The following is a 22,741-nucleotide window of genomic DNA, read 5'->3' as shown; positions in this document are numbered from 1 at the left end:
CAAATTTTTTAAAACCTCTTTTTTCCGAGTAAAAAGTTCCAGATCCTATCAGAAAGTATTTTACGAGCAAGGAGAATTGTTCCAGCATAGCGACCTGCAGGGTATCTAAAAGCTCCGTTATCCGATGTAGCGGCCCGGTATATAACTTTTGCCACTACTTCAGGTCCTTGGACACCAGAAGGTGTGTCCCCACTACCTTGTTTCAGTTCATTAGATGTATTCTTGTATTCCTTTAACTTCTTCTCACCAAGTTTCATAGATGAACCGGCGAAATTTGTCTCAATAGGGCCTGGTTCTACAACCTTGACTTTGATACCAAATTGCCTCAATTCGTGTAGGATCTGCTCAGAAAAAGCCTCAACTGCCCATTTCGTACTTGCATATATCCCACCAACTGGAAATGAGAATTTACCAACAACAGAAGATATGTTGATTATACATCCTGATTTACGAGCTCTCATAAATGGGATCACCATCCTTGTGACAGCCATTAATCCAAAAACGTTAACATCGTACTGATGTCGGATCTGCTTTTCAGAGATCGTTTCGAAGAAGCCAAACATACCGTAACCTGCATTGTTAACCAAAAGATCTATCTGTCCGTTGTATTTCTCCTGGATCAATCTTTCGATATTATCAATATCTTCCTGAACCGTAACATCTAATTTCTCTACCAAGATCGAATCCTTGTCTAGATCATCTGAAGCCTTTGATGTATCTCTCATAGTAGCTATCACCCTCCAATCCTTTTCGGCAAATAATTTTGCTGTGGCAAGACCTATTCCCGAAGAGCACCCGGTGATCAAAACAACCTTTTGCATTGTGCATTTACTCAAAAATTAGATCTTGGTCATCAAACTACTTCTAACAGTTCACTCCAAGATGTTGTATACCTTCTTGATAACAGATTTCTTTGCATATGCCAACTTTGATCGAAACCTTCTGCTCCCAATCTGACGGTAGATCGTCCCCATGTACGATTCACATCATCAACAGCTTCCATCAATTGCTCGGATCTATGTCGGATCTTCCTTTCTTCAAAAAGTGAAAACTGCAAGTTAGAAAGAGGCGTGATATCTGAGATGATAATCCCGGCTTTCTTATACGCATATCCATTTATATATATCCTGTCCATCCCTAACAAAGCAGAATTGAGTAGGTCTCTGGTATCTGAGGATGGTTGAGCTAGATTGACGGTACAACCGTTTGAATAGAAAGGTTTATCCTTATGGAACGGATTTGTATGCAAAAATACATATATCGACGAAGCAACAGACCTCTGCCTCCTCAATTTCTCACAAGCAGTCGCAACATACTTCGCGATCGCCTCTCGCATTTCTGTTCTATCAACAACCGGGCGTCCAAATGACCTGGTCGATGCAATAGTTTTCTTTGGTACTGGAATACCTTCTAAAGCAAAGTACGAATATCCCCGAAGCTCTAGATGTGTTCTATAGACCATCACATTTGTCCGCTTTCTAAGTGACAAACCATCACAATTAGCCAGATCGTAAGCATTCTCTATACCATAAATACGTAGTTTCATCCCCCAGCGGCGATTTATACCCCATATATCTTCTAGTTCTGTATGACGAAGGATATGATCCGTATATTCTTGTGTAGGAGTCACCAGTTCGGAAACTCCATCAAGAGTAGATTCCTTTTTACATCTTTCACATGCGATCTTGGCAAGGGTCTTTGTCTTTGCAAGACCTATGGAGACCGGTATACCGGTACTTTTAAGTATCCGTTCTCTTAGTTCTCTCATCTTCTGTTTGACCAAATTGGGGGAGATGGAATTCAACGTAAAGAATGCTTCATCGATCGAATATATCTCCAGATCTCGGACCTCTTCCCTCGCAATATCTACAACCCTCCTCGACATATCGGAGTAAAGTGTATAGTTGCTCGAAAACACATTTACCCGTTGATCCTCAACTAGATCTTTGATCTTAAATAAAGGTATCCCCATCGGTATACCCAATGCTTTTGCTTCTTGTGAACGAGCAACGACACAGCCATCGTTATTTGAAAGCACTACTACTGGTCGATCCTTTAGTTCGGGCCTAAACGCTCTCTCGCAAGATGCAAAAAAATTATTACAATCGATCAATCCATAGAACATACACACCTCCTTAGAGATCACCTTAGATGATGCAGTGAATGCGTTACTACACCCCAGATCTGAAACTCGTCACTCCCTTCTATTATCATATCCCTAAATTTAGGGTTTTCCGATCGTAAAACAACTCTTCCCTGTTCGGGAAGATATCTCTTGACCGCAAATTCACCATTTACTGCAGCTATGACAACATCTCCCCGAGAGGGAGAGATCGATCGATCCACAACAAGAATATCCGAAGGCATGATCCCAACTCCTTTCATGGATTCACCAACTACTCGTACAAAATATGTAGCAGAGGGATGTTTAACTACATATTCATTAAGATCAAGGGGGGTCTCGATCATATCATCTGCAGTTCCAGGGAAGCCTGCATATACGACAGAAATATAAAGATTTGGTAACGAATTTGCCTCGCTCATTTACTAAAACCTAAGATCTAATATTCTCCAATACGACTATCCTTGATGTGCTGGATTATCCAAGACTGTGATCACCTTCCCCAGTATCAGGTCAGTATCAAAACTCATGTATATCGGGTGATGTATAGGGTTATCAGATTCAGGGGAGAGGATCAACATGTCACCTTTCCTGTGATAAGTCTTTACTGTAGCCGATCCATTTATAGTAGCTATAACTACATCACCGTCATTGATAGCTACATCTTTTGCTACGATCACATAATTCCCATTATCCATTTTCACACCATTCATCACTCGTTGATTCATAGAATCTCCCCGTAACTCTATACCAAAAACCTTACGTCTTGGACGGATTATCTTTTCCTCAACCATTATTTCACCAATGAATTCTTCCTGAGCATCGATCAGAGGTTCTCCGGCATTTGCATACCCAATTATCGCGATAGGTACGAATTGACCTGACATATCTTTTATCAACCTTATCCCACGCGAACCTCCTGTTCGAGTGATATACCCCTTTCTTTCCAACGCATCAAGATGAAATGCTACACCCTTTTTGGTACTTATCCCCATCTCTTCCATAAGTTCTGAAAGAGTTGGTGAACTATCATTATCCCGTATATACGTTTCGATAATGTTGTATAGCTTCCTCTGCCTTTGAGTAAGGGAATTATTTTTCATATTCTCTTTTATCATTAAAATGATACACCTTGTACAGGTGTAATACTACACCTACTACACTTCTTTTTCAACCAAAAAACAAGCTTATAAAAATATATCGACTTTACGTTCGGGGTATTTTTGTTATATGTCCGTTTTTCCGAGCATTGGATTCGCGAAGGGAGACTAAACTTTTTCACCATACTTACGCATGGCGTATTAAGTTTGGTTCATAATAAGGATCTTTGGTGAAAATATCGTTGGAAGCAGGGTTCAATCTTCAAGTAGTTCGATACCATTATCAAGCATAAGTTCTTCGATATCATCGATCATATCTGCAAAAGCTATAGGGATATATAACTCAGAACTACTCATCTCAAATTCACATTGATAGTAGCCAGCTTCTTCTAGGAGCTTGATCAAATAATCAGCTTCCTTAGGATCTTTAACGCCTTTGACATGATATCTCTGATATTCATCCATAATTTGTATGAATAAACATTGTTAACCTAATTTACCATAGCAGAGGTAAACAGGCTAGAGGGTAGGTTCAAGGATTTGATCCTATGGAAGATCAACCTGAAGTTGATGAACATGTTTCGGATAGTTCTTCAACTTTCTCAATGTACTTTCGATCTGGGACAGAGTTGAAAAGAGTAGAATCTACAGTATCACCCTTCTGAAAGAATAATGCGCGATCATATGGGTTTATGACCACACTATCAAAATTTGTATACAGATTTTCATTGATAATAGCGTTATATCCCGTAGGATCGATCTTCAGATATTCGAACAGATCACCCCATTCCATTTCTGATCCGTGTACATGAACAATATCACCAATACTATCGTGCAGATGTACCTCCCCTTTTTCAGCATCATGTGCCTCTTCCTCATCTCCACAAGGGGAGATCGACATATATTCAATACCTGAAAGATCTAAAGGTGTAGAATTCTCATCTAAAATATGGAATGACGCATGATAATGTACATCTTGCGCTACTGCACTTTTATCTCGTCTGAAAAAATATACTCCACCCAGAATTACCACCAAGATGATCACGATGTATAGAAGATACCTATTCATCTGTTGATACCGCTGAAAGTTCAAGCTCAATCAGATCTTTGATATCTTGATATGAAAGAGACCTACTCTGTTTCTGATTTACAAATACAGTCGGAGTACCCTCTAATCTCAACTCGTTTGCCTGATCCAGCTCAGAATTTACAATACCTATGATCTCCTCACTGTTGTAAGCTTCAACAAAAGAATCCCTATTGATATCAAGTTCCTCTGCATAATCAGCAAAGATCTCTCCAGCATCAGAACCACTCACTTTAGACCAATCAGATTGTCTCTCATACAGCAGATCGTGCATTTCCCAGAATTTCCCTTCTGTTGCAGCAACTTGTGCTGCTCTAGCGGCTTCATTAGCATTTGGGTGAATGCTCAACAAAGGAAAATGCCGATATTGGAATGCTACCCTGTCACCGTATTCATCAAATAACTGTTGTAATACAGGTGAAAATGTCTTGCATGCAGGGCATTGGAAATCTGCAAATTCTGTTACTACCACTTTCGAATCAAGTTTACCTCTTGCCTTATCACCTACTGATACAGCAGTTTTTAAAATTCCGTCATCAACCTTCTGTTTACTACCTCCTGAACTACCTAATAGGACCACAAACAGTAGTCCTACAACTGATAGACCTACTACAATTAGTACAGGTTTTAATCGCTCTTTTAGTTCTTCCATCAAGATCTGATTGAAATTAGAGATTCAGGGCTTTGAACTAGATCAAAGCCCTGTCTTTAAAAACTACTTAAGATATTTTTCAATTGTAGCTTGAAACACTGAGAATGGCTGTGCACCTGCGATAACCTCTCCTACGACATTTCCATCCTTATCGAGCTTGCCGATTATGAAGCCAGGAGTACCGGTCACACCGGCTGCCTGACCATCAGCAAGGTCCTTGGTTACTTCGTCTTTGAACTGTTCGGAATCTAAGCATTTCTTGAAATCATCTGCATCAACACCAACTTGTCCTGCTAAGGTATATAGTTCTGCTGGGTCTAATCCTACATTCGAGTTCGTAGCACCAAAGATCAGATCTCCATATTCATAATACTTAGCGTCACCTGCAAGATCCTGCACACACTCTGCTGCCATTGCTTCTTGTGTAGCGAGTGGATCATGGAAACTCAAGGGGAAATCACGAAACACCATCACAGCATCACCTGTATCGATATATTGACTGATGATCTGATCTTTTGTTTCTTCATGATGTCGCTTACAAAACGGACATTCATAGTCACTAAATTCTACGATCGCAACCTTGGCAGTATCAAGATCTCCCATCACAGGATCATCATCAAGGGTTGTACTACCGTTTAAAGTAGGTTGTACATCTTCTGTTGGAACTGTTCCTCCAGTTTCAGACCCTGTGTTGATCGCTGTACCAGCTACGTTTCCGTCATTTCTGGTAACGAAGATCACCCCAGAGATGATCACAGCACCTATGATTATAGACAAAGGAGTCATTAATGCTTTCACATCGATAGTGATCACACCATCTGTTGACTCAGATTCGTTCATGGACTTAGCCATATATTAAATTCCTGAAAATTTTATCTACTACTTGTATAGTAGATACTCGATTTTATGTCAATCATTTTTTGATCGGAGTGAAAAATCTCTCGAGTGTTTGTACTTCCCTAGACATATTTATCTCTGTATATTGCCTACATTCTGAAGAATCTACAGGGTATGAACTAGCAGCATAAACCCCACTGACACTTGATTGGAAATTCAAAAGCATAAGTAATGCGGGTAATACAAACATAGCTGAAAGTGGGTTTAGGACTGTTCGGAAAATGAATGTCCTCGGTACACCATCAGATATACTTGATATCCTCAGATGACCATAGGCTGATGGTGCTATAGCTAAATTTGATATCCGAGATGGATCTGACCACTCTAAACTTTTTTTCAAGCCAGTTAAGATCGATAATCCATCACCTTGTTGATCTTTGACATATGAGTCGGCTGACACCTCTAGCAACGTTCGAAATGTAGCAGATCCCTGATAAAACGGGACTATCTCAGCTGTCAATCTATCAAGAACTATCATTAATGGATGTCGATTGGCTTGGTGATACTTCTCATGTAAGATCAAAGAGCAGAGCTCTTCTTGATCCAAGTTCTCCAGATACCAATTTGATATATAGATCTTAGGGGATAACAAACCTGCAGTGAAAGCAAATGGTTTGTCCCCCTCAAATACATTTACACCTGATATCTCTGAAATTACGCTAATTTTTCGTATCTGCTTTTCTGTGATCAGATACCATGAAATTGTCCGATATATCGCCCTGATCGTTTTTAGTAGTAAAAGTATAGAGGCTGAAGTGAAAATTATTGAAAATAGCAATCCGGTACCTCCGACTTGTTGGTATGCATTTATACACATCTGCCCTACTTCCTTCCAATTACCCTCGATCACACTTTCAGAAAGTATGAATGACCTGAAGATCAGTGCTGTCAGAACAACAAGATAGGATACTAACCCAATTAGTGTGGATAGAAATGCGATAAGTATTAGGGGCGTAAATTTACTGTTTTTTCTTGTTTTTGGCTTTATTGATGGCATCTTGCAATATTTTCATATTCTTTGGATCATCTCCCAAGGATTGTACGAATTGGGCAACTGCTATATCACCGAAATTATTAAGGATCTCATCAAAATGACTGGATAGACGATTCTTTGCATATTCCTCCATCGTACTCTTCACGGAATATGTATATCCCTTACCCTGTTGATCTCTTTCAAGGAATCCTTTTTCATATAGAGTTGTCATGATGGTCATTATGGTTGTGTACGCATGACCATCATCCAATGTTTCAAGCACTTCTCTAGGTGTCATGGAACATTTACATGACCATAAGACATTCATAACTTTCTGTTCCAATTTTCCGAGTAATTTTACACGCTTCATGAATTAATCATCAAGTTCAAGTAAATAATCACCAGTTTCGGCGATCGACATTGCTATCTCATCTAACTCCTCTCTATAGATATCAGGAATCTTAAGTTTTTTCAAAGACACATCGTATTCACAACCAACAAAACCTGCATCCTCAAGTTGCAACTCGATAAATACCTTGCTTGATTCACCTGTTGCTCCTTTTACCCCTATCTTCATAATATACTTATACTTATTCTATGCGTATTTATCAAGCCCCATACGACATTTACAGCATTGTTTGATCGTAATAGATTACTTCACATTCTCTTCACAATGTTGTTATATACTCTATGCATAAGATCTACATAAATAATCCATTTTGAAAAGAATAAAGTTCTTTGTATACTCTCCTTTCTTGCTGACTGCATTGTTGTGGTTATTATCAAAAGGATCTATCAGTGATATATCAAATAATGTGCTTAGGTCTATCGTTCAATTATCTGCAATGGTAGGTGCAACTGCAATTGTAATTGAACCGATCCTCTCTAGCAGATCAAGGATCCTTGAGATGTTTATAGGCTCACAAGACAAGTTGTATCGAGAGCATCGTACACTTGGAGTGATCGCTACTACATCTATCGTAATCCATCTAGGAACACTGCTCCTGCGATCTGTATCGATCATAATTGATCCATATCAATATCTGATACCGGGTACTAACCTTTCATACACAGCTGGGATATTAGCATTTTATGCACTTATTATCATGATCGTGACAACGATATATATACGATTGTCATATCGTAGCTGGAAGATCGTACATAAGATCACAAGTGTAATGATAGCACTTTCTGCATTGCATATTTTCACAGTCAGCAGTGATATATCAGAGAGTCTACTGCTGAGGAGCTGGTTCATCCTATTATTCATGTTCGCTTTGATCAGTTGGATCTATAAGCTCTTTATATATGAACGTAGTGCATTCAAATATCGGTACAAAGTTACTGAGATGATCAAGAAGGAAAATATCGTTCAGATAAAAATGACCCCACTTTCTAAACCCCTCAAGATCCGACCCGGTCAATTTGCATTTTTCAAGTTTTTAAGCAAAGACCCTAACATCACTGCAGAATCCCATCCCTTTAGTATCTTGCGGTCGACAAACGATGAGCTACATATCGCTGTAAAAAGTTTGGGGGATTTCACAGAGCAATTAGAGAGGCTTTCTACTGACGATATTGCTTTGGTGACGGAACCACACGGAGAGTTCTCAAAGAGATATTTCGACCAAACTGATGAAGCTGTATGGATCGCAGGAGGTATTGGTGTCACACCGTTCATGAGTATGTTGGAGCATATACACACAAATGGAGAGCGACGACAAACCTACATTTTTCATACAGTTAAGAAACAAGAAGAAGACCTATTTGACAAGCAGATACATGAGATGACATCAGGTATGTCTAAGATCCACTTCACTAAACATGTGACAAGCGAGCTTGGTTATCTTCAACCGAAAAGTGTAGTAGACCATCTAAGTAAACCGTTGGAAACAGATTATTTTTTATGTGGTCCTAGGAGTTTATTAGATACTTTCTACCAATATCTAATAGATATTGGTGTAGAGAGCGATAGAATAATTTTTGAAGAATTTGATTTCAAAACGCTATGAGTATTCCAAAATTTATTATAACTGCATCTTTGATCAGTCTGCTGATTGTGATTGGTGGGGTTCTGATGAAACCTGTCGTTACGGATCTTTTAGACAGTTCTTCACCCTCCTCTCAAAACATTGGTACAACTAACGATCCCATACAGCAGAACAATGTTCAAGATAGTGCCAATCCCCAACCCAACAATAATAGTAACGTTCCAACACCACAACCAACTCCTGCTCTTGACACATGTATCATTACTGTGAAAGGGGTTCAATACGACATCCAACCGTTCAGGAGACAACATTCTGGGGGAGATATCTTTCAATGCGGGACAGATATGACTTCTACATTTGACTCTGTGCATGGCAGGAGAGAGCTACAACGGATCGAGCCATACCGTATCAATTAGAACAGTTTAGAACAGATCGTCTCGACAGACTTCTGGGCAAACTGTCCTATTTATATGTTTATGTATACTAACAGGCCCTATTTTTTTATATAGCGATATACAGAATGTCCGACACGCTTAGAGATCTGCTTTAGATCTATCTGGTTACTATTACCTATTCGAGGAATTATGCGATTTAATGCATTCACCACAACAAACCAGTACTCTCCTCCCTTACTTAGGAGACTTATCGGTTTTAGTATGAATTCTTCCTCTATTGCACTATCACCGATCTTTGCTGGGATATTACTTACTCCAAGTTGGTAATCTTTTTCTTCGATCGAGTCAATTCCGACACTTCCGAATATATCAACCCTATCCGATACGCTGTTTAGATCGGCATTTCTTTTGGCATATCTTATTGCTAGAAGGTCTTTATCTACCATTGTGAGATGTGCACTCGGGATCTTTTGAGCTATGACTATCCCTAATGCCCCGTATCCGCTTCCCAGATCAAAGGCTTTGTTGACTTTTATCTTGATTGGGTCACGACGAAACATCGTGTCGAGTAGAAGATCAGAGCCAACATCTACTTGATATGTAGAGAATATATCGAAAGGAACATCGAATTTGTACTCTTTTCGATGGAGGGTGTATTGGATCGTTTTTTCCCGCTAACTTATAGTTTAAATAGGTGCACATACAGAAAGACAAATTACAACCAATCCGATCCTAACCTCTAGGAAAGTTCAGATACTATGCCTTTTTACCACTCTATATGTTCCTCCCAATCATATCCTATTTCAATTACTTATTACACATCACTTTTGAGATATGGATAGTTGGGAGGTTGAGGTGCCGTAACAAGAGTTGGTGAGGGGCTGATAAGGATCCGTTAGTGACATGGAAATTATCGTTTCTCTGGGAAAAGTATTACTTTTTCCAGTATTTATTTTGTAGATAATTATGTCGTAAAGACAAGCAGGTTACTAGTGGTGATATTTTAATGCACAAGGTATGGAGTAGTATGATGATGGCTTTGTTGCCGTACCTTGTGCATCCCTCTGAAATGTTTTCTATTTGGGTTGCATCATATTTGCGGGGTGGTATACATTATGGACTATATCCCATCCCGCTAACTTATAGCGCGTAAGGGAAATAAGTTTTATTCCTACTAATTAGAAGACACCTTCTCCCCAAGAAGATACGGTGTCGCTATAGGTTAGCGGGATGGGCTCAAAGGCTTTTTATTGATAATGATCTCTCCGACCTGCATGTTCTTGGGTGAATTTGTTAGGTCATAAAGGGTATCAGCTAGAACTGCTGGATCCAAGAATTCACTCATGTCATCTACCTTGATACCAGCTTTGAGAAAGTGATCGGTCTTGAGAGCTGGTGGGCTAAAAAGCATAACTCGAACCTTTGTGTCATGGTACTCCTCCTTTAAATTTTCATGAAGTCCACGATTACCCCACCTAGACATACCATATGCACCCCATCCTTTTCTGCCTTTGTACCCTGAAGTAGAACAAATATTAACAATGTCACTTTCATTCTTTAAGATCAAGTCATTCAATTTTGAAATCAAGATCAGTGGTGCGATTAGATTTAATTTAATAACTTCTAACGTCTTTTGATAATCACAAGTTCCCAATTCTTCGATCAATAGTGTTCCAGCATTATTTATTAGGATGCTAACATCAGGAAATCTGGTATGGATCTCATCAGATAGTCGATCAATATCTTCTGGCTTGATAAGGTCAGCAAGAAGTGAATGAACACCATCTACAGGACAGTTGTGACGAGCCACACTTACTACCTGATAACCTTCTGAAAGATATTTCTTTGCAAAAGCCAAACCTAAGCCTTCACTTGCACCTGTGATAAGGACTGTACGCATGAATATTTCTGATCAGATTAGAAGATCCATTGTACCAGATACACACACTCATTATTTGAGCATGGTAAAATAAGATCTATGACTGAGCATAAGAGATTTGTTTCAAGGGCAGGTGAAAAATTAGAACATGCGATACAGTACTTTAACGTTGAGATAGATGGGCTTGTTTGTGCTGATCTTGGATCAAATACAGGCGGATTTGTAGATTGTTTGTTAGCTCATGGCGCAAAAAAGGTTTATTCCATAGACACAGGTTATGGTGTGCTTGATTGGAAACTACGAAATAGCCCTACGGTTGTAGTGATGGAAAGAACTAATGCAATGCATGTAAGCCTTCCTGAAAAAATGGATTTAGTAACAATAGATGTCAGTTGGACAAAGCAGGAAAAGATCTTACCGAATTCAATCAAGTTGTTACAATCTGATGGTCAAATACTCTCTCTTGTAAAACTACATTACGAATCACCGAATATTTGGTTGTCAGAAGGAAAACTACACGACGATAAGATCCAAGAAGTTATCGATATTGTGATAACAAAAATAACAAGTCTTGGCCTTAATATCCAAGGATATGTCAGATCGCCTATTGTAGGGAAAAAAGCTGGGAATACTGAGTACCTATTCCACATTACCTTATGAAAACGGATCTGCTTAAGCCACCTACCGTGATCAATTTGAAGTTTTCTCTTTTTGCGACAGCTACACAGTATCACTTGCAATCATTTATGTCTAGTTTCTATTGTATTCTAATGATATAATTAAAGATGGAACAACTACTCACAATAAAAGAAACTGCTCATTATCTGAACATTCATTGGCAAACAGTCCGAAAATATATTAAAGAGGGTAAACTAAAGAGTCATAAAGTCGGAAGAAACATTAGGATCAGCAGTTCAGACCTGGATCGATTTGTCGATATAACGACAACAAGTAAGGTCATCACAGAGATCGAGCGAAAATTCATCATCACACCAAAGCAAAGACGGAGAATCGAGAAAAAGCTCGTAGATACAGGAGCAAAAGTATCGTTCCACGCGCATTTGATCGATCACTACTTTATTCCAAACAAGATCATGAGTTCAGATGAACAAGCATCCTGGTTCAAGGGGAATGAAGGTTTTGGTTTGCGTATAAGAGAAACGGACAATGACTACTCTGGTAATATCACAACTACAATGGTTGCTAAGAAGCTCACACAAGCTAGCGATCATGGAATTCACGAAGAGCTAGAGCTAGATGCTGAGGATTATGTACAGATGAAGCGTTTCTTTGAGCTCATCGGCATGAAAGAGAACGTAGTTGTAGATAAAGATCGAGTCGTTTACTCGTATTTAGATTTCAAGATCTGTATTGATGAGATCAAAAGCGCTGGGATTGGTGTTGAGATCGAGTATCGCGGACAGAAAGGTGAATCAGAAGCCGTAGAAGCTATCATGGAGATGGGTTATTCCATTGGCTTAAGCGATAAAGAACTTTCTACGAAGGGGATCAGCTTTCTTCCATTTGAGAGAGCAGTTTACTGATACAGCAGTAGCACCCCGACCATAAGGTCAAGGGGTTTATTTCATATTTTCAATATCTGCAATCGGAGATCCTGAAAGAAACATACATCATAAAGAAAGGCTCGGTTCGAAGATATACTACCCATACATTACCCTATTGTACAAAAGCCTTTGCGGAAGCCAGATATGTTATAGGTACTAAGGCTGGGCTTACACTTAGATAATCAATTTTTGTATTTACCAACTCTTGTATTGTTTCTGGATTACTTCCCTGTTCACCACAAAGCCCGATGATGATATCACTGTTCACAGACTTGGCTTTTTCTGAAGATTGCTTGAGTATTTCAATTATCTCTGTGCCACTAATATTCACAAATGGATTTACTTTCAAGAATCCCTGTTCGACATAAGATTCAATAAATGTGTCAGAATCATCCCTCGATATTGCGAAATATGTTTGCACCAAGTCATTTGTGCCATATGAGATAAAGTCCACTTCTTTTGCTATTTCGGCAATATTTGTGATCGCCAACGGAGTCTCGATCATAGCCCCAAACGAAACTTTGATTTTCTTATTAATATCTTTTTTGCGTATGTACTGATTAATTACATTTTTAAATTCCTTTACCTCATTTGCTCCGATCACTAATGGTATCTCTAGTCCAAGTCGTAGCACTGCATTGTTCATTTGAAAATATTTTTCTGCCGCGGTCAGGATCGCTTTGGTCTGCAGGATCACAAAGTCCTTATTTAACAACAACATCCTAGCAGCTCTATAACCCAACATCGGATTTTTTTCGGTCCATTTTTTAATAATTCGATCTATTTGAGGCCTAGTTATGTTCAAGACTTTTGCAAAATCGTCCTTTTCTTTCTCCGAATGTGGCAAAAATTCGTGAAGTGGTGCGTCAAGATACCTTATTACAATCAATTCTCCATCATTCTGATCGAAAATATTTTGGAAATCTTGTTGTTGTGATCTCTGGATGTGATCTAGATTTCTCAGATCTTTATTTTCTGCAAAAAGTTGTGTTCTTATTTGCGAAGTTCTTTTAGGATCCTTAAACATATGTTCTGTACGACATAATCCGATCCCTTTTGCCAAGTAACTTTGAGCTTTTTTATATTCATATCCGGTATCTGCATTTGCCTTGATGATAAAACCGCAGTTCCTTTTAGCAATATTCAATATTTGCTTAATATACTGATCCTTGTTGTTGCCATTGATTATTGTTTTACCTCCATAAATGAGACCGTTATTCCCGTCAATTGTTACCAACCTATTTTTGTAAGACTCATCTAGCAACACCTCGCCTCCTAGCAAAGTTGGGACACCTGTTGATTTTGCGACAATTGCTGCATGAGAGGTCACACCTGATTGTGTAAGAACAATTCCACCGACTTTACTAAAGTATTTTAGATCTTCAGTAGATACCTCACCGATAACCCAAATTGGTGTTAAACCTTCAGAAAGAAGATGTTTAACATCTGAACGCGAGTGAGCGATCATCCCTATACTTGCTCCAGGACTCAATGACTTTGCTTCGAGAAGCTTTGGTGCTCCTAGGGTATCGATCACCTGACTGGTGAACCAGGCAGATATGATATCTAGAGGGATCTTACGAATGAGTTCCTGCTCATTTATCATGCCTTCTTCTAGAAAAGCTACTAGGACTTTGGGATAGAGCGTATACTCGATCTTTGCTGAAATGTATTGTTTGATAGTGTATTTGTCGTATCCCCTATCAAAAATTATCAATGCTTCGACAATAAACCCAACTTCTCTTTCCTTATTCTTTAACTCGGTCTCAATTTTATCTAACACCTTTTTGGGAATGACTGTTTGGTCAATACGCTGAGGACTGTTTTCAGTATATAGTGAGCAAAATATCTTCTTCTCTCCTGTAAGTGGGTTCCGTGAATAGACAGTTCCAAATGCAAAAGGTCCTTTCACAAAGGTCAAGAATAAAGTAAAATGCTGAGAGATTTTACCATATTACAGATCGAACTGATAATTACTAAGATACCAACTGATACAAATGCAAAAGGATCTTCGAAAAACAGGATATATAGAATATATTGATGATACTGGACTAACAGCAAAAGCCACTAAGGCAAAGTTAATTACCACACAAATTACAAAGATCACCAAAATATTAGAAAAAGAGTTCCATGGATTTAATATTAGATTGATCAGAAACCCAACTACTGTCGTCTCGAGATCGAACTTTTCCAATTTATCAGAGATACTTCAAGATAGTTTGAATTTGTGGAAGCAAATTGATTATCCCTTTATTGACGAACTCTTGATCAGAACATCCAATTTCGAACAGACTACAAAATTTAGCCTTCCAAATATTACTATTCCCTTAAATCCTGAAAGCATAGTAGATGACGTCGAGGCAAATATGGAAGAGCTCAATAACCCGGATCAAATACTACTACATCCGAGATTATCAAATGAGAATCTTAAAAAGCTGATGATAGGAGCTAGATTCTTATCTGGTAGTACTAAGAGTATTATAGATATCGGTGGAAAGGGAATCTATCATATCTATGATCTAGAAAAAGCAGATTCGGTGTACAGGGGTTGCTTAGCTGATGAGGTTCAAATTGATCGTATTTCTGGTAGACAATCAGATCATATAGTAGATCTACTTGAAAAACTCCTAAAAGTTGCTACCTTTTTGAACCCTGTGGCAACTAATATCATAGTACCTTCAGAAAAACATCATAAAAACATTGTTTTTGAATATCGTATTATTGAAAATGATTCTGAACTTTACTTGGATTTCAATGACTACGAAGTGATATAGAGAATTTTTAAATGTCTATATCGTTCTGTCCCCGATACCATGCCCATAATCATTTCCTCATATCCGTTTTGTATTAAGGAATACTCTGGAGCATTTCATCAATGATCTCTATTTTCATAATATCTGAGGAATATAGTGCATTACTCAACATCAGCACACGATCCTTCGAGTTCATTGTATAAGGAATCCAGAACAATACTCACATTTTCGAATACATTTTGGGGAAGTTTTCGTAGATCAAACCATTTCACTTCTTCGATCTCGGTGTTTGGAGATGGTACACCTTCAATAATATTAGCCTGATAATGAACTAATAAGATAGTTAAATTGTCATTCGGTTTGAAAATATAAAAATATGGATCAGAAACAATGTCTACTTTACAACCTATCTCTTCATTAGTTTCTCTTTTTGCTGATTCCTTAAGATTTTCAGAATCTTCAATAAGTCCACCAGGGAACTTGAAATTCAAACCCCCTACTCCTCTTACGAGTAACACCTTACCTTCACTAACGATTACAACTCCTTAACCAATGCTTAACGTAAGACCTAGATCTTTATCATTCAGTAATTTTACGTTCTTTATTTCCATCTTCACATTATAACCCAATTCGCAAACACCTTCCTGTTCAATTGGTAATACATGAGGTTAACATGCACTAAACAAATCAAACTTTTCGATAAATCCATTCAGTGCATTTCTTTTTGTTAATGTCTAACTTTGATTGATCAAATAAGTGTCTCATACTACTGTTTAGTTATCAGATTTGATGAGTTCTTTGAGTTCTCTCAATAAAGTATCTCTCATAACACCCATCTGTGGAATATCATTTATGATATTAGGCATAAAATACATGTGTATACCTAATCTTTCTATTTCCGACGTAATCGTTTGCAGGACTAGATACTTTACATTTAACTCTTTAACGGCCGCAACAAAATAAAGAAATATCATTTCCTCGAGCGTTTTGAATGTATTCTCTGGGAATTGCATACCTATTTGTTGTAAACTCTCTATCCTCGCTTCTACTAATCTTTCAGCCCTTTCACTTGGCAATTGAGCTAATAGAGGCATTTGTACTTCTGGTAAAAGTGGCGCTCGTAAGTTGGCAACAAAGCCATAACTTTGTAGTATTTGTTGGACCCTAAAAATATCTATATCTGCACCTCGAGTCATAAGTGTTTCCAAGTAAGCAGAACCAGAACCATAAACTACTGCAAGATCGAGATAATTTAGTCCCAATAGTTGCAATTCCTCACGAAGACTCTCTGGTATGAGTAATTCGAGATATTCGATAAGTAAATCTTCTTTTTCACCGGGATTATCTAACAATCTCCTCATCAGAACCTCATTCCCACCTGTGGCGAGATATGCCATTTTGATGGAATACTCAGGATAATCCCGTTTAAGAACATCTTCTATCTGATCGTATGGTCTTACAGGTAAAGGCTCTCTCCGCATTCTCCTCTTTGCTTCATAACTGCCGATTCTTGTTGTAACCCTATTGAGATCTGTTACAACGATCGTAGTAATAGGGACACTTGAAGCATTCATAGCCCTCTCAATAGAGGACACATATGCATTCCAAAAAGTTTTTGATACTTCTGGTGTCAAATCAGGGAATTGATCCATAACTACCAATATTTGCTCATATTGCATTCCATTGGAATTTGGGGGAACAATATCAACTGAAATTTGTCCAATATCTTCATCAGGTGGTCGATCCTGATCATATCGTACAGTGGCACAAAAAGTGTTTGGGTCGGCATGACGACCAATTACTGTAAACAGATCCATGTGGGGTAGCTGAGGGACAAGGTAGATAGGTCCTTTCTGTTCTGTTTCTCTCATCAGACCGTCAACTATAGCAGAGACGTGTTCCTCATATGTGACTACTGGTTGGTTCTCACGATTTAAAAACATAGGTATAACTATATAGTTTATTACCATACTATAAGGTATAATATTGAATATTTATGGACATCAAATGGACAATATTTACTGTATTATTTCTTGAGTTATGACAATACAATTTCAAATTGCTGATGCTACTGACAACTCAGGTGAGATTGATTCCCTTTATCTATCGTATTCCTGGCTTATATCTGGAAACTATCTAAAGCGGGGGTTCATCCCCGTAACAAAACGTTTTCCAGAAATTCCCAATATAGTACTATTTCCTGAAAAGCATATTAAATTCACGAAAACAGATATCTCTGAATTGAAAAGATATGCTCGTGATGGATATATTATCCCCCGCAAATCAAATATCTACAGATATTTTGAAAAAAGTTTCGATTTTTCATTCAATCTATCTAAGAAAACACAGACCAACTCTCTGATTACAACTTATATTACTAATTTTTCCGAGACATTCACTTTGTTTATCGAGTCACTATTTCCTGAACTAAAAGAAGCACATATAAAGATTAAGATTTATACACGATCTTATGGCACAGCTGGGTCATGGGAGAAACTTAAGCAATCGAATAATGGATATGAGGGATATGTGTACTTAAGATCCGATAGCTCAGTTGAAAAGCTTCCTGAGTTGTTATTTGGTGTATTCTTTACAGACAAATTAGATAGCAGATATACATGGGCTCAGAGAGAGGCTATGATAGAAGCGTATGTGACCTGCTATAATGCATTTCTCGGCAAACCGAAAGACTACACAAGTAATGCAACTAAACAAGATACATTTTCATTAGAGGCTATCGTAAATTCACGTGAATTTTTACAACTATACAAAGCTGATATACCTGCGAATATTTATTTATCTTCTCTAGGCGTAATCTTGACCTCATCAGGAGATGAAATTGCATTACATAACCGAACTGATATGGAGATTTTATCTACAATGCTACTCAATTTTCAAAATATTATAACTTATGACGAGATAGCTTATATCATGTGGAAGGGTAATTCTGAAAAGTTTTCACTTGCTGCAATGAATAAACGAATGCAACGCCTAAGAAATATCCTCAAAGAATATGCAAATTGTAATATTGTTTCGGTACGGAAGACTGGTTATTATTTGGTAGTTTAGTTACCTCTCCCAAATATTTATCCCAAAATATAGTTTACATAATCGATTATAATTATCTGAATTTGAAAAAGGGTTTTACTCCCCGTTTAGAGATCCTACATATTGATTATGTATCCAATAGTGGTGAGCTTACATTTGAAAAATGCATTAAAACATTAACCAAACCTTCATCGGATAATACATGGTTTAGAGCTTGAGGAGTTCTTTAGTTCTCTATAAATCTTTTGACACAGCATAACCTAATACAAAAGCCAAGGTGTTCACCACACTTTGCTAGATACGTTAAAAGTATCTGTGCTGTTTATACGTATTCATTTTACATTCATTTTGAGACCTTGGGATTTAAGAAAGTTAGGATCCAGGATCCGAGGTTGTAATGCTAAAAGTACAAGACCTACATCATGTATGTTTGTGCCAACATTTTACAAAGACCTTCATAAGTTGATCTAAAGCTGGTCTCTAATTCGGCACCTGCAAAATTGAAGTGCCCCTGACCATTTCCTCCAAAGTGTCTAAACAATTCAGGAAGGCAGACTGTATTAGTAGACTTCCCGCTTGCAAAAACAGATGTTTTAGACCACTCTATAAGAGCAATTCCCCTGTCATATCCACGAACTCTTTTCCCAATTTCTTCCACAAAGCAATATTTCAATTCTTGTATGTCACTATGTTTCAGATTGTTTTCTTCTATTACATTTTTCGACAACAGTAAAAATGCTGTTTTTATATCCTCGTTATATAAAGCATTCTTTTGGCAGAAAGACAATAGATCCATATAATGCTTATCCTTAAGAACGAGCAATTGCTCCACTAATGCCTGGTTATCTACATTCTTCTCAAGTAGCTGTGATGCGAGTTTAAAAGTATACGGATTCACATTCCAACGAAAGTTCCCAGTGTCACCGATAAGACCAGCAAAAGCAACTGTTGCAAGATCACTGTCTAAACTTTGAACTGGGATAATATCTCTCAATAATAACTCTATTGTTGATGAAACTTCAGTATCTTGGATGACATGTCCTGCTACCTCCTTTTCAGGTAAAGCATGGTGATCGATCCTAACGATCTTACATCTACTAAAATCTGGTTCGGGTTTTGAACGATCTTTATGATCATAAAACTGAATAAGATCTCTTCCATCGACAATGATAATTATCTCTTTATCTGTAGAATTTTTAAATAGCTCTCTTGTATCGCCAAATTCTATCAATTTGAAGAAGGGTAGAAAATCTAAGAAACTTATCTCCTTAGCAGAAACTTTTCGAGGGAAATGATTTGTAACATCGAATCCTTCATTCTCAAGAAACTTTCTTAGAATAATGCCACTACTGAGTGAATCTGCATCGTACGGAGCAGCAGAAATTATTCGAACCTGTTTGATTCCTTGTAAGTATTTCTTTAGATCTTCCAATCTTCTGACGTTACTATTTTAATATCATCGATTTTACAAATTGCTTCTGTGTGTGGAGAGCGACTTTTTTCACTCATGCAGTATTTTGGAGGCGTTAAATCTGCTTCTATTGAGATAACATCCTCAAGTGGGTTCTTATGTCGTGCGATACTGATTACACACCATCCTTCTGCAACATACTTTTTCGGGATAGCTAATCCAAAACCTTCACTTGCGCCAGTTATTACAACTGTTTTTATATATGTGACAGCTAAAATCAGTTAATGATTATACAACACCGGATAATTCCGGTAAAAAGCTATCTTTTCGGTCATAAATCTGGTCTTCTGATAGGTTATCAGGTGCCGGCGCCGATATTGAAACAAGAACAGCGAAACCTTTAGCAAATTTATTTATGACATATAAATATGACTTATTTCTAAAGACTGAGACTTTATTATCTAGCTTCGTCGAAATAATATTTTCCAGGCTTTGATGTTTCCAACCAATATCTTCTAGATAATTTTCATTAGTTTTATAATCCCCAACCTCCTTTGATTGCCTACCTCCATACATTCGAATCATCATTTCTGCCGGAGTAATACCACAAATTGCCAAAATCACCATTTATATATGTGACATCGAGGGTGATTTCTGTAGGATTATCGACTTTCTTAACACTTTCAATGAGAAAGTCAATTTTGATTAACAAAGTTTTGATTATTGCTCTCATATAAATTATATAACCAAGACGAATTGTGTCAGTCAATATTGGAAAGTTTTCTGTACAGGGATATTGAATGATGTCAGAACTGGGATCATATAAAACTCGAAGCTACCGCGTATTGTTTGGATAAGCTATAAAATCGGGGTATAATTTGAGCCATGCAAAAATATCTCGCGAACCTAAAACTCGGATTCTATCGCTATCGTCAGTATCCAATGGAATTCTTATTCACTCTCATCAAACGGCTTCTTCAGATTTTCTTTATCGTAGTTTTCTGGGAAATTATCGGTTCGGAGACAGGAGATAAACCACTTATCGAGCTTGTTATATACTTTATTCTATTCAATGCTACTGCTGACCTTATAATGGCACAGACATTTTCTTTAGGCGATAAGATTGCAAGAATGATTCATACCGGTGAATTAAATAACGTTCTAATTAAGCCTGTAAATCCTCAACTGTATATTTACTCAAAAAACATTGGTACTTTGATGCCGCTAATATTTGTCTCTACTACAGCACTTGGGATACTAATTGCTATTGGCCAGCTAAAACTTGTTCATATACCATTTTTTCTTGTATACCTACTAATTGCTATCGGTATAGGTATTGGTCTAAACAGTATTCTCGCTTCATTTGCCTTCTATTTCACAAAGATATTTGGACTTCGTGAGATATTCAAATATACTACAAGGATTTTTTCTGGCTCGTTTATACCCATTTATTTCATGCCGGATATACTAGTAACAATACTAGACTATTCATTTCTATCATATGTTGGATATAAACCAGTACTTATGATGTTAGGTATGCTTACACCGACTGTTAAAGATCTTAGCATTGGGATCTTTTGGGTAATCCTTATTACATTAACTTCAAGGTTGTTTTGGAGCAAATCAATTGGAAAGTATGAAGCATATGGAATTTAGAAATTTGAAAAAGAAATTAAAACTTATCAAAATCTCATTAGAGTACAACTTTAAGGTTGATACCGCCTATTGGTTTGAAAACATCTCTGGAACAGTATTTGTACTGATATATGCCGTTCTAGTTATTATTTTCAATGAGATAATATTTACCACAACAGAGAGTATCGGCCCATACGACAAAAATATGATGAGATTCTTCATTACGATAGCGTCGTTCAACTTCTTTATTTTCGGTTATATGCTGGTTCCAAGCCTCATGACAATGATACGAGATATTAATACAGGTGCTTTCGATTACAATCTAATCAGGCCAGTCCCGAGCCTATTCTATACATTAACCAAAAGCTTAAACTGGTTTACACTAGTTCGTGATGGTTTTGCTCAAACAGTGCTTTGTGCAATGTTTGATGAAGCCGCTCCCGCGACCTTACGGTCGGGGTTTCGGCTATTCAAACAAAGTTTGTCCTGAATCTTCTTGACCCTGACGGATAATATATTTACGAATTACAGACTCATTTGCTTTCACTGTTGTTACAAAATATCCCTCTGACCAAATGGAATCTGTTCCCCAATACACTTGCTTCAAGAACGGGAATTTTTGCTTCAAACCTACTGCCGTATTACTTTTCAACAAACCGACTACTTTCCCAACACGCATTGTTGGCGGAATTGATACTAAAAGATGTATGTGATCTTCATCATGGTTAACTTCCTCAATACTAACCTGTGGGTAATATTTACAAAACTCCGCCAACTTACTCTCGACATAAGCAAAAACTCCGTTATTAAATACCTTGCGACGATATTTTGTAACTAAAACGATATGGTATTCACAATGGTACACACAGTGTGCGATGCGGGTTAATTTCATTCCACATTTTACAAACTACACGATTCAGGAGCAACTTCATCCCCAATCGACCTTACGGTCGGGGATTTATGCCGGAGGCGTTAAAGCGGGAAACGAGATGACGCTCGCTGCGCTCGCTAAATACATGCAGAAGCATGTACTGCATGTTTTCAGAACTCTCAGTGCTTCGCACTGATGGAGTTCGAACTATGACAAAATGCTCAATAAAAACGACCCCTATCGGGGTCATTTTTACTGAGCGGGGTATTAGATGTAGTCCGAACTGCCCTACTTTTTGTCCAAAAACGAATAACTCAAATTTAAAATTTTTTAATCAATTATTGAATTGAGAAATATTGTTA

28 protein-coding genes are annotated in these 22,741 nt (G+C 37.7%); 8 read left to right on the top strand and 20 right to left on the bottom strand.

Annotated features, from left to right (window positions below):
- Window positions 1–8: 8 nt before the first annotated feature.
- From H6763_00595 to H6763_00545, 11 genes are all read right to left on the bottom strand, one after another.
- The gene (locus tag H6763_00595; GenBank protein ID MCB9803312.1) at window positions 9–821 is read right to left on the bottom strand and encodes an SDR family oxidoreductase; all 813 of its coding nucleotides are present in this window, start codon (window positions 819–821) and stop codon (window positions 9–11) included.
- Window positions 822–853: 32 nt separating this feature from the next.
- Complete coding sequence (locus tag H6763_00590; protein ID MCB9803311.1) at window positions 854–2,125, bottom strand: Y-family DNA polymerase; 1,272 nt, start codon at window positions 2,123–2,125, stop codon at window positions 854–856.
- Between the two features lie 17 nt (window positions 2,126–2,142).
- Window positions 2,143–2,544, bottom strand: a complete 402-nt coding sequence (gene umuD / locus H6763_00585; GenBank protein ID MCB9803310.1) for a translesion error-prone DNA polymerase V autoproteolytic subunit — start codon at window positions 2,542–2,544, stop codon at window positions 2,143–2,145.
- A 36-nt stretch (window positions 2,545–2,580) separates the two neighbouring features.
- On the bottom strand, window positions 2,581–3,225 hold the full coding sequence (gene lexA / locus H6763_00580; GenBank protein MCB9803309.1) for a repressor LexA: 645 nt from the start codon (window positions 3,223–3,225) through the stop codon (window positions 2,581–2,583).
- Window positions 3,226–3,477: 252 nt separating this feature from the next.
- A complete protein-coding gene (locus H6763_00575; protein MCB9803308.1) occupies window positions 3,478–3,687 on the bottom strand; it encodes a hypothetical protein in 210 nt (69 codons plus the stop codon).
- A gap of 91 nt (window positions 3,688–3,778) precedes the next feature.
- Window positions 3,779–4,291 (bottom strand): hypothetical protein, encoded by a 513-nt coding sequence (locus H6763_00570; protein ID MCB9803307.1) that lies wholly within the window; start codon window positions 4,289–4,291, stop codon window positions 3,779–3,781.
- A complete protein-coding gene (locus H6763_00565; GenBank protein ID MCB9803306.1) occupies window positions 4,284–4,961 on the bottom strand; it encodes a thioredoxin domain-containing protein in 678 nt (225 codons plus the stop codon). Before H6763_00565 ends, H6763_00570 begins: the two co-directional genes overlap by 8 nt.
- A 63-nt stretch (window positions 4,962–5,024) precedes the next feature.
- A complete protein-coding gene (locus tag H6763_00560; GenBank protein ID MCB9803305.1) occupies window positions 5,025–5,801 on the bottom strand; it encodes a DsbA family protein in 777 nt (258 codons plus the stop codon).
- A gap of 73 nt (window positions 5,802–5,874) precedes the next feature.
- A complete protein-coding gene (locus H6763_00555; GenBank protein ID MCB9803304.1) occupies window positions 5,875–6,855 on the bottom strand; it encodes a M56 family metallopeptidase in 981 nt (326 codons plus the stop codon).
- On the bottom strand, window positions 6,818–7,201 hold the full coding sequence (locus tag H6763_00550) for a BlaI/MecI/CopY family transcriptional regulator (protein ID MCB9803303.1): 384 nt from the start codon (window positions 7,199–7,201) through the stop codon (window positions 6,818–6,820). The genes H6763_00555 and H6763_00550 overlap by 38 nt, the downstream gene beginning before the upstream one ends.
- 3 nt (window positions 7,202–7,204) lie before the next feature.
- Window positions 7,205–7,408, bottom strand: coding sequence for a hypothetical protein (locus H6763_00545; GenBank protein ID MCB9803302.1), 204 nt, complete (start codon window positions 7,406–7,408; stop codon window positions 7,205–7,207).
- A gap of 142 nt (window positions 7,409–7,550) precedes the next feature.
- Between H6763_00545 and H6763_00540 the strand changes: the two genes are divergently transcribed.
- Both H6763_00540 and H6763_00535 read left to right on the top strand, forming a co-directional pair.
- Window positions 7,551–8,843: a ferric reductase-like transmembrane domain-containing protein gene (locus H6763_00540; protein MCB9803301.1), complete on the top strand. Its 1,293-nt coding sequence runs from the start codon at window positions 7,551–7,553 to the stop codon at window positions 8,841–8,843.
- The gene (locus H6763_00535; GenBank protein MCB9803300.1) at window positions 8,840–9,238 is read left to right on the top strand and encodes a hypothetical protein; all 399 of its coding nucleotides are present in this window, start codon (window positions 8,840–8,842) and stop codon (window positions 9,236–9,238) included. Before H6763_00540 ends, H6763_00535 begins: the two co-directional genes overlap by 4 nt.
- Window positions 9,239–9,315: 77 nt before the next feature.
- Here H6763_00535 and H6763_00530 read toward each other — a convergent pair whose 3' ends face one another.
- Window positions 9,316–9,879, bottom strand: a complete 564-nt coding sequence (locus tag H6763_00530; GenBank protein ID MCB9803299.1) for a methyltransferase — start codon at window positions 9,877–9,879, stop codon at window positions 9,316–9,318.
- Window positions 9,880–10,439: 560 nt separating this feature from the next.
- The gene (locus tag H6763_00525; GenBank protein ID MCB9803298.1) at window positions 10,440–11,117 is read right to left on the bottom strand and encodes an SDR family oxidoreductase; all 678 of its coding nucleotides are present in this window, start codon (window positions 11,115–11,117) and stop codon (window positions 10,440–10,442) included.
- A gap of 78 nt (window positions 11,118–11,195) precedes the next feature.
- Between H6763_00525 and H6763_00520 the strand changes: the two genes are divergently transcribed.
- Together H6763_00520 and H6763_00515 are read left to right on the top strand one after the other, a co-directional pair.
- Window positions 11,196–11,756: a TlyA family rRNA (cytidine-2'-O)-methyltransferase gene (locus H6763_00520; GenBank protein ID MCB9803297.1), complete on the top strand. Its 561-nt coding sequence runs from the start codon at window positions 11,196–11,198 to the stop codon at window positions 11,754–11,756.
- 125 nt (window positions 11,757–11,881) lie between these two features.
- Complete coding sequence (locus H6763_00515; GenBank protein MCB9803296.1) at window positions 11,882–12,640, top strand: excisionase family DNA-binding protein; 759 nt, start codon at window positions 11,882–11,884, stop codon at window positions 12,638–12,640.
- A gap of 133 nt (window positions 12,641–12,773) precedes the next feature.
- Here H6763_00515 and H6763_00510 read toward each other — a convergent pair whose 3' ends face one another.
- Window positions 12,774–14,573: a hypothetical protein gene (locus H6763_00510; protein ID MCB9803295.1), complete on the bottom strand. Its 1,800-nt coding sequence runs from the start codon at window positions 14,571–14,573 to the stop codon at window positions 12,774–12,776.
- Window positions 14,574–14,658: 85 nt separating this feature from the next.
- Between H6763_00510 and H6763_00505 the strand changes: the two genes are divergently transcribed.
- Window positions 14,659–15,435 (top strand): hypothetical protein, encoded by a 777-nt coding sequence (locus tag H6763_00505; protein ID MCB9803294.1) that lies wholly within the window; start codon window positions 14,659–14,661, stop codon window positions 15,433–15,435.
- A 140-nt stretch (window positions 15,436–15,575) separates the two neighbouring features.
- Here the strand turns inward: H6763_00505 and H6763_00500 are convergent, their stop codons facing one another.
- Entirely contained in the window at window positions 15,576–15,932 is a 357-nt protein-coding gene (locus tag H6763_00500; GenBank protein ID MCB9803293.1) for an NUDIX domain-containing protein, read from the bottom strand.
- Window positions 15,933–16,187: 255 nt separating this feature from the next.
- Window positions 16,188–17,357 carry a hypothetical protein gene (locus H6763_00495; protein ID MCB9803292.1) on the bottom strand — a complete coding sequence of 390 codons (1,170 nt, stop codon included), beginning with the start codon at window positions 17,355–17,357 and terminating at the stop codon, window positions 16,188–16,190.
- 97 nt (window positions 17,358–17,454) lie between these two features.
- Here H6763_00495 and H6763_00490 point away from each other — a divergent pair, with 97 nt between their 5' ends.
- Complete coding sequence (locus H6763_00490) at window positions 17,455–18,483, top strand: helix-turn-helix domain-containing protein (protein MCB9803291.1); 1,029 nt, start codon at window positions 17,455–17,457, stop codon at window positions 18,481–18,483.
- 394 nt (window positions 18,484–18,877) lie between these two features.
- Here the strand turns inward: H6763_00490 and H6763_00485 are convergent, their stop codons facing one another.
- Genes H6763_00485 through H6763_00475 form a run of 3 tightly spaced genes read right to left on the bottom strand, consistent with a single transcriptional unit; the run spans window position 18,878 to window position 20,500 of the window.
- The gene (locus tag H6763_00485) at window positions 18,878–19,894 is read right to left on the bottom strand and encodes a hypothetical protein (GenBank protein ID MCB9803290.1); all 1,017 of its coding nucleotides are present in this window, start codon (window positions 19,892–19,894) and stop codon (window positions 18,878–18,880) included.
- A complete protein-coding gene (locus tag H6763_00480) occupies window positions 19,882–20,154 on the bottom strand; it encodes an SDR family NAD(P)-dependent oxidoreductase (GenBank protein MCB9803289.1) in 273 nt (90 codons plus the stop codon). The genes H6763_00485 and H6763_00480 overlap by 13 nt, the downstream gene beginning before the upstream one ends.
- A 7-nt stretch (window positions 20,155–20,161) precedes the next feature.
- Window positions 20,162–20,500, bottom strand: coding sequence for a hypothetical protein (locus H6763_00475; protein ID MCB9803288.1), 339 nt, complete (start codon window positions 20,498–20,500; stop codon window positions 20,162–20,164).
- A gap of 258 nt (window positions 20,501–20,758) precedes the next feature.
- Here H6763_00475 and H6763_00470 point away from each other — a divergent pair, with 258 nt between their 5' ends.
- Window positions 20,759–21,529 (top strand): ABC-2 family transporter protein, encoded by a 771-nt coding sequence (locus H6763_00470; protein ID MCB9803287.1) that lies wholly within the window; start codon window positions 20,759–20,761, stop codon window positions 21,527–21,529.
- Complete coding sequence (locus H6763_00465; GenBank protein MCB9803286.1) at window positions 21,519–21,998, top strand: ABC-2 family transporter protein; 480 nt, start codon at window positions 21,519–21,521, stop codon at window positions 21,996–21,998. Before H6763_00470 ends, H6763_00465 begins: the two co-directional genes overlap by 11 nt.
- Here the strand turns inward: H6763_00465 and tnpA are convergent.
- On the bottom strand, window positions 21,975–22,400 hold the full coding sequence (gene tnpA, locus H6763_00460; protein MCB9803285.1) for an IS200/IS605 family transposase: 426 nt from the start codon (window positions 22,398–22,400) through the stop codon (window positions 21,975–21,977). The two genes, H6763_00465 and tnpA, sit on opposite strands and share 24 nt — an antisense overlap.
- Window positions 22,401–22,741: the final 341 nt, after the last annotated feature.

This window comes from Candidatus Nomurabacteria bacterium (assembly GCA_020632395.1).
GTDB lineage: Bacteria > Patescibacteriota > Dojkabacteria > SC72 > JAHDCA01 > JACKFQ01.
The sequence above is the reverse complement of the archived record's forward strand: the minus strand, read 5'-3'. Positions and strand labels throughout refer to the sequence as shown.

Bases quoted from the DNA above. Each gene is read 5' to 3' on its own strand.
- H6763_00595 (MCB9803312.1), bottom strand. From the start codon at position 821: ATGCAAAAGGTTGTTTTGATCACCGGGTGCTCTTCGGGAATAGGTCTT.
- H6763_00590 (MCB9803311.1), bottom strand. From the start codon at position 2,125: ATGTTCTATGGATTGATCGATTGTAATAATTTTTTTGCATCTTGCGAG.
- umuD (MCB9803310.1), bottom strand. From the start codon at position 2,544: ATGAGCGAGGCAAATTCGTTACCAAATCTTTATATTTCTGTCGTATAT.
- lexA (MCB9803309.1), bottom strand. From the start codon at position 3,225: ATGAAAAATAATTCCCTTACTCAAAGGCAGAGGAAGCTATACAACATT.
- H6763_00575 (MCB9803308.1), bottom strand. From the start codon at position 3,687: ATGGATGAATATCAGAGATATCATGTCAAAGGCGTTAAAGATCCTAAG.
- H6763_00570 (MCB9803307.1), bottom strand. From the start codon at position 4,291: ATGAATAGGTATCTTCTATACATCGTGATCATCTTGGTGGTAATTCTG.
- H6763_00565 (MCB9803306.1), bottom strand. From the start codon at position 4,961: ATGGAAGAACTAAAAGAGCGATTAAAACCTGTACTAATTGTAGTAGGT.
- H6763_00560 (MCB9803305.1), bottom strand. From the start codon at position 5,801: ATGAACGAATCTGAGTCAACAGATGGTGTGATCACTATCGATGTGAAA.
- H6763_00555 (MCB9803304.1), bottom strand. From the start codon at position 6,855: ATGCCATCAATAAAGCCAAAAACAAGAAAAAACAGTAAATTTACGCCC.
- H6763_00550 (MCB9803303.1), bottom strand. From the start codon at position 7,201: ATGAAGCGTGTAAAATTACTCGGAAAATTGGAACAGAAAGTTATGAAT.
- H6763_00545 (MCB9803302.1), bottom strand. From the start codon at position 7,408: ATGAAGATAGGGGTAAAAGGAGCAACAGGTGAATCAAGCAAGGTATTT.
- H6763_00535 (MCB9803300.1), top strand. From the start codon at position 8,840: ATGAGTATTCCAAAATTTATTATAACTGCATCTTTGATCAGTCTGCTG.
- H6763_00525 (MCB9803298.1), bottom strand. From the start codon at position 11,117: ATGCGTACAGTCCTTATCACAGGTGCAAGTGAAGGCTTAGGTTTGGCT.
- H6763_00520 (MCB9803297.1), top strand. From the start codon at position 11,196: ATGACTGAGCATAAGAGATTTGTTTCAAGGGCAGGTGAAAAATTAGAA.
- H6763_00515 (MCB9803296.1), top strand. From the start codon at position 11,882: ATGGAACAACTACTCACAATAAAAGAAACTGCTCATTATCTGAACATT.
- H6763_00505 (MCB9803294.1), top strand. From the start codon at position 14,659: ATGCAAAAGGATCTTCGAAAAACAGGATATATAGAATATATTGATGAT.
- H6763_00495 (MCB9803292.1), bottom strand. From the start codon at position 17,357: ATGTTTTTAAATCGTGAGAACCAACCAGTAGTCACATATGAGGAACAC.
- H6763_00490 (MCB9803291.1), top strand. From the start codon at position 17,455: ATGACAATACAATTTCAAATTGCTGATGCTACTGACAACTCAGGTGAG.
- H6763_00475 (MCB9803288.1), bottom strand. From the start codon at position 20,500: ATGGTGATTTTGGCAATTTGTGGTATTACTCCGGCAGAAATGATGATT.
- H6763_00470 (MCB9803287.1), top strand. From the start codon at position 20,759: ATGCAAAAATATCTCGCGAACCTAAAACTCGGATTCTATCGCTATCGT.
- H6763_00465 (MCB9803286.1), top strand. From the start codon at position 21,519: ATGGAATTTAGAAATTTGAAAAAGAAATTAAAACTTATCAAAATCTCA.
- tnpA (MCB9803285.1), bottom strand. From the start codon at position 22,400: ATGAAATTAACCCGCATCGCACACTGTGTGTACCATTGTGAATACCAT.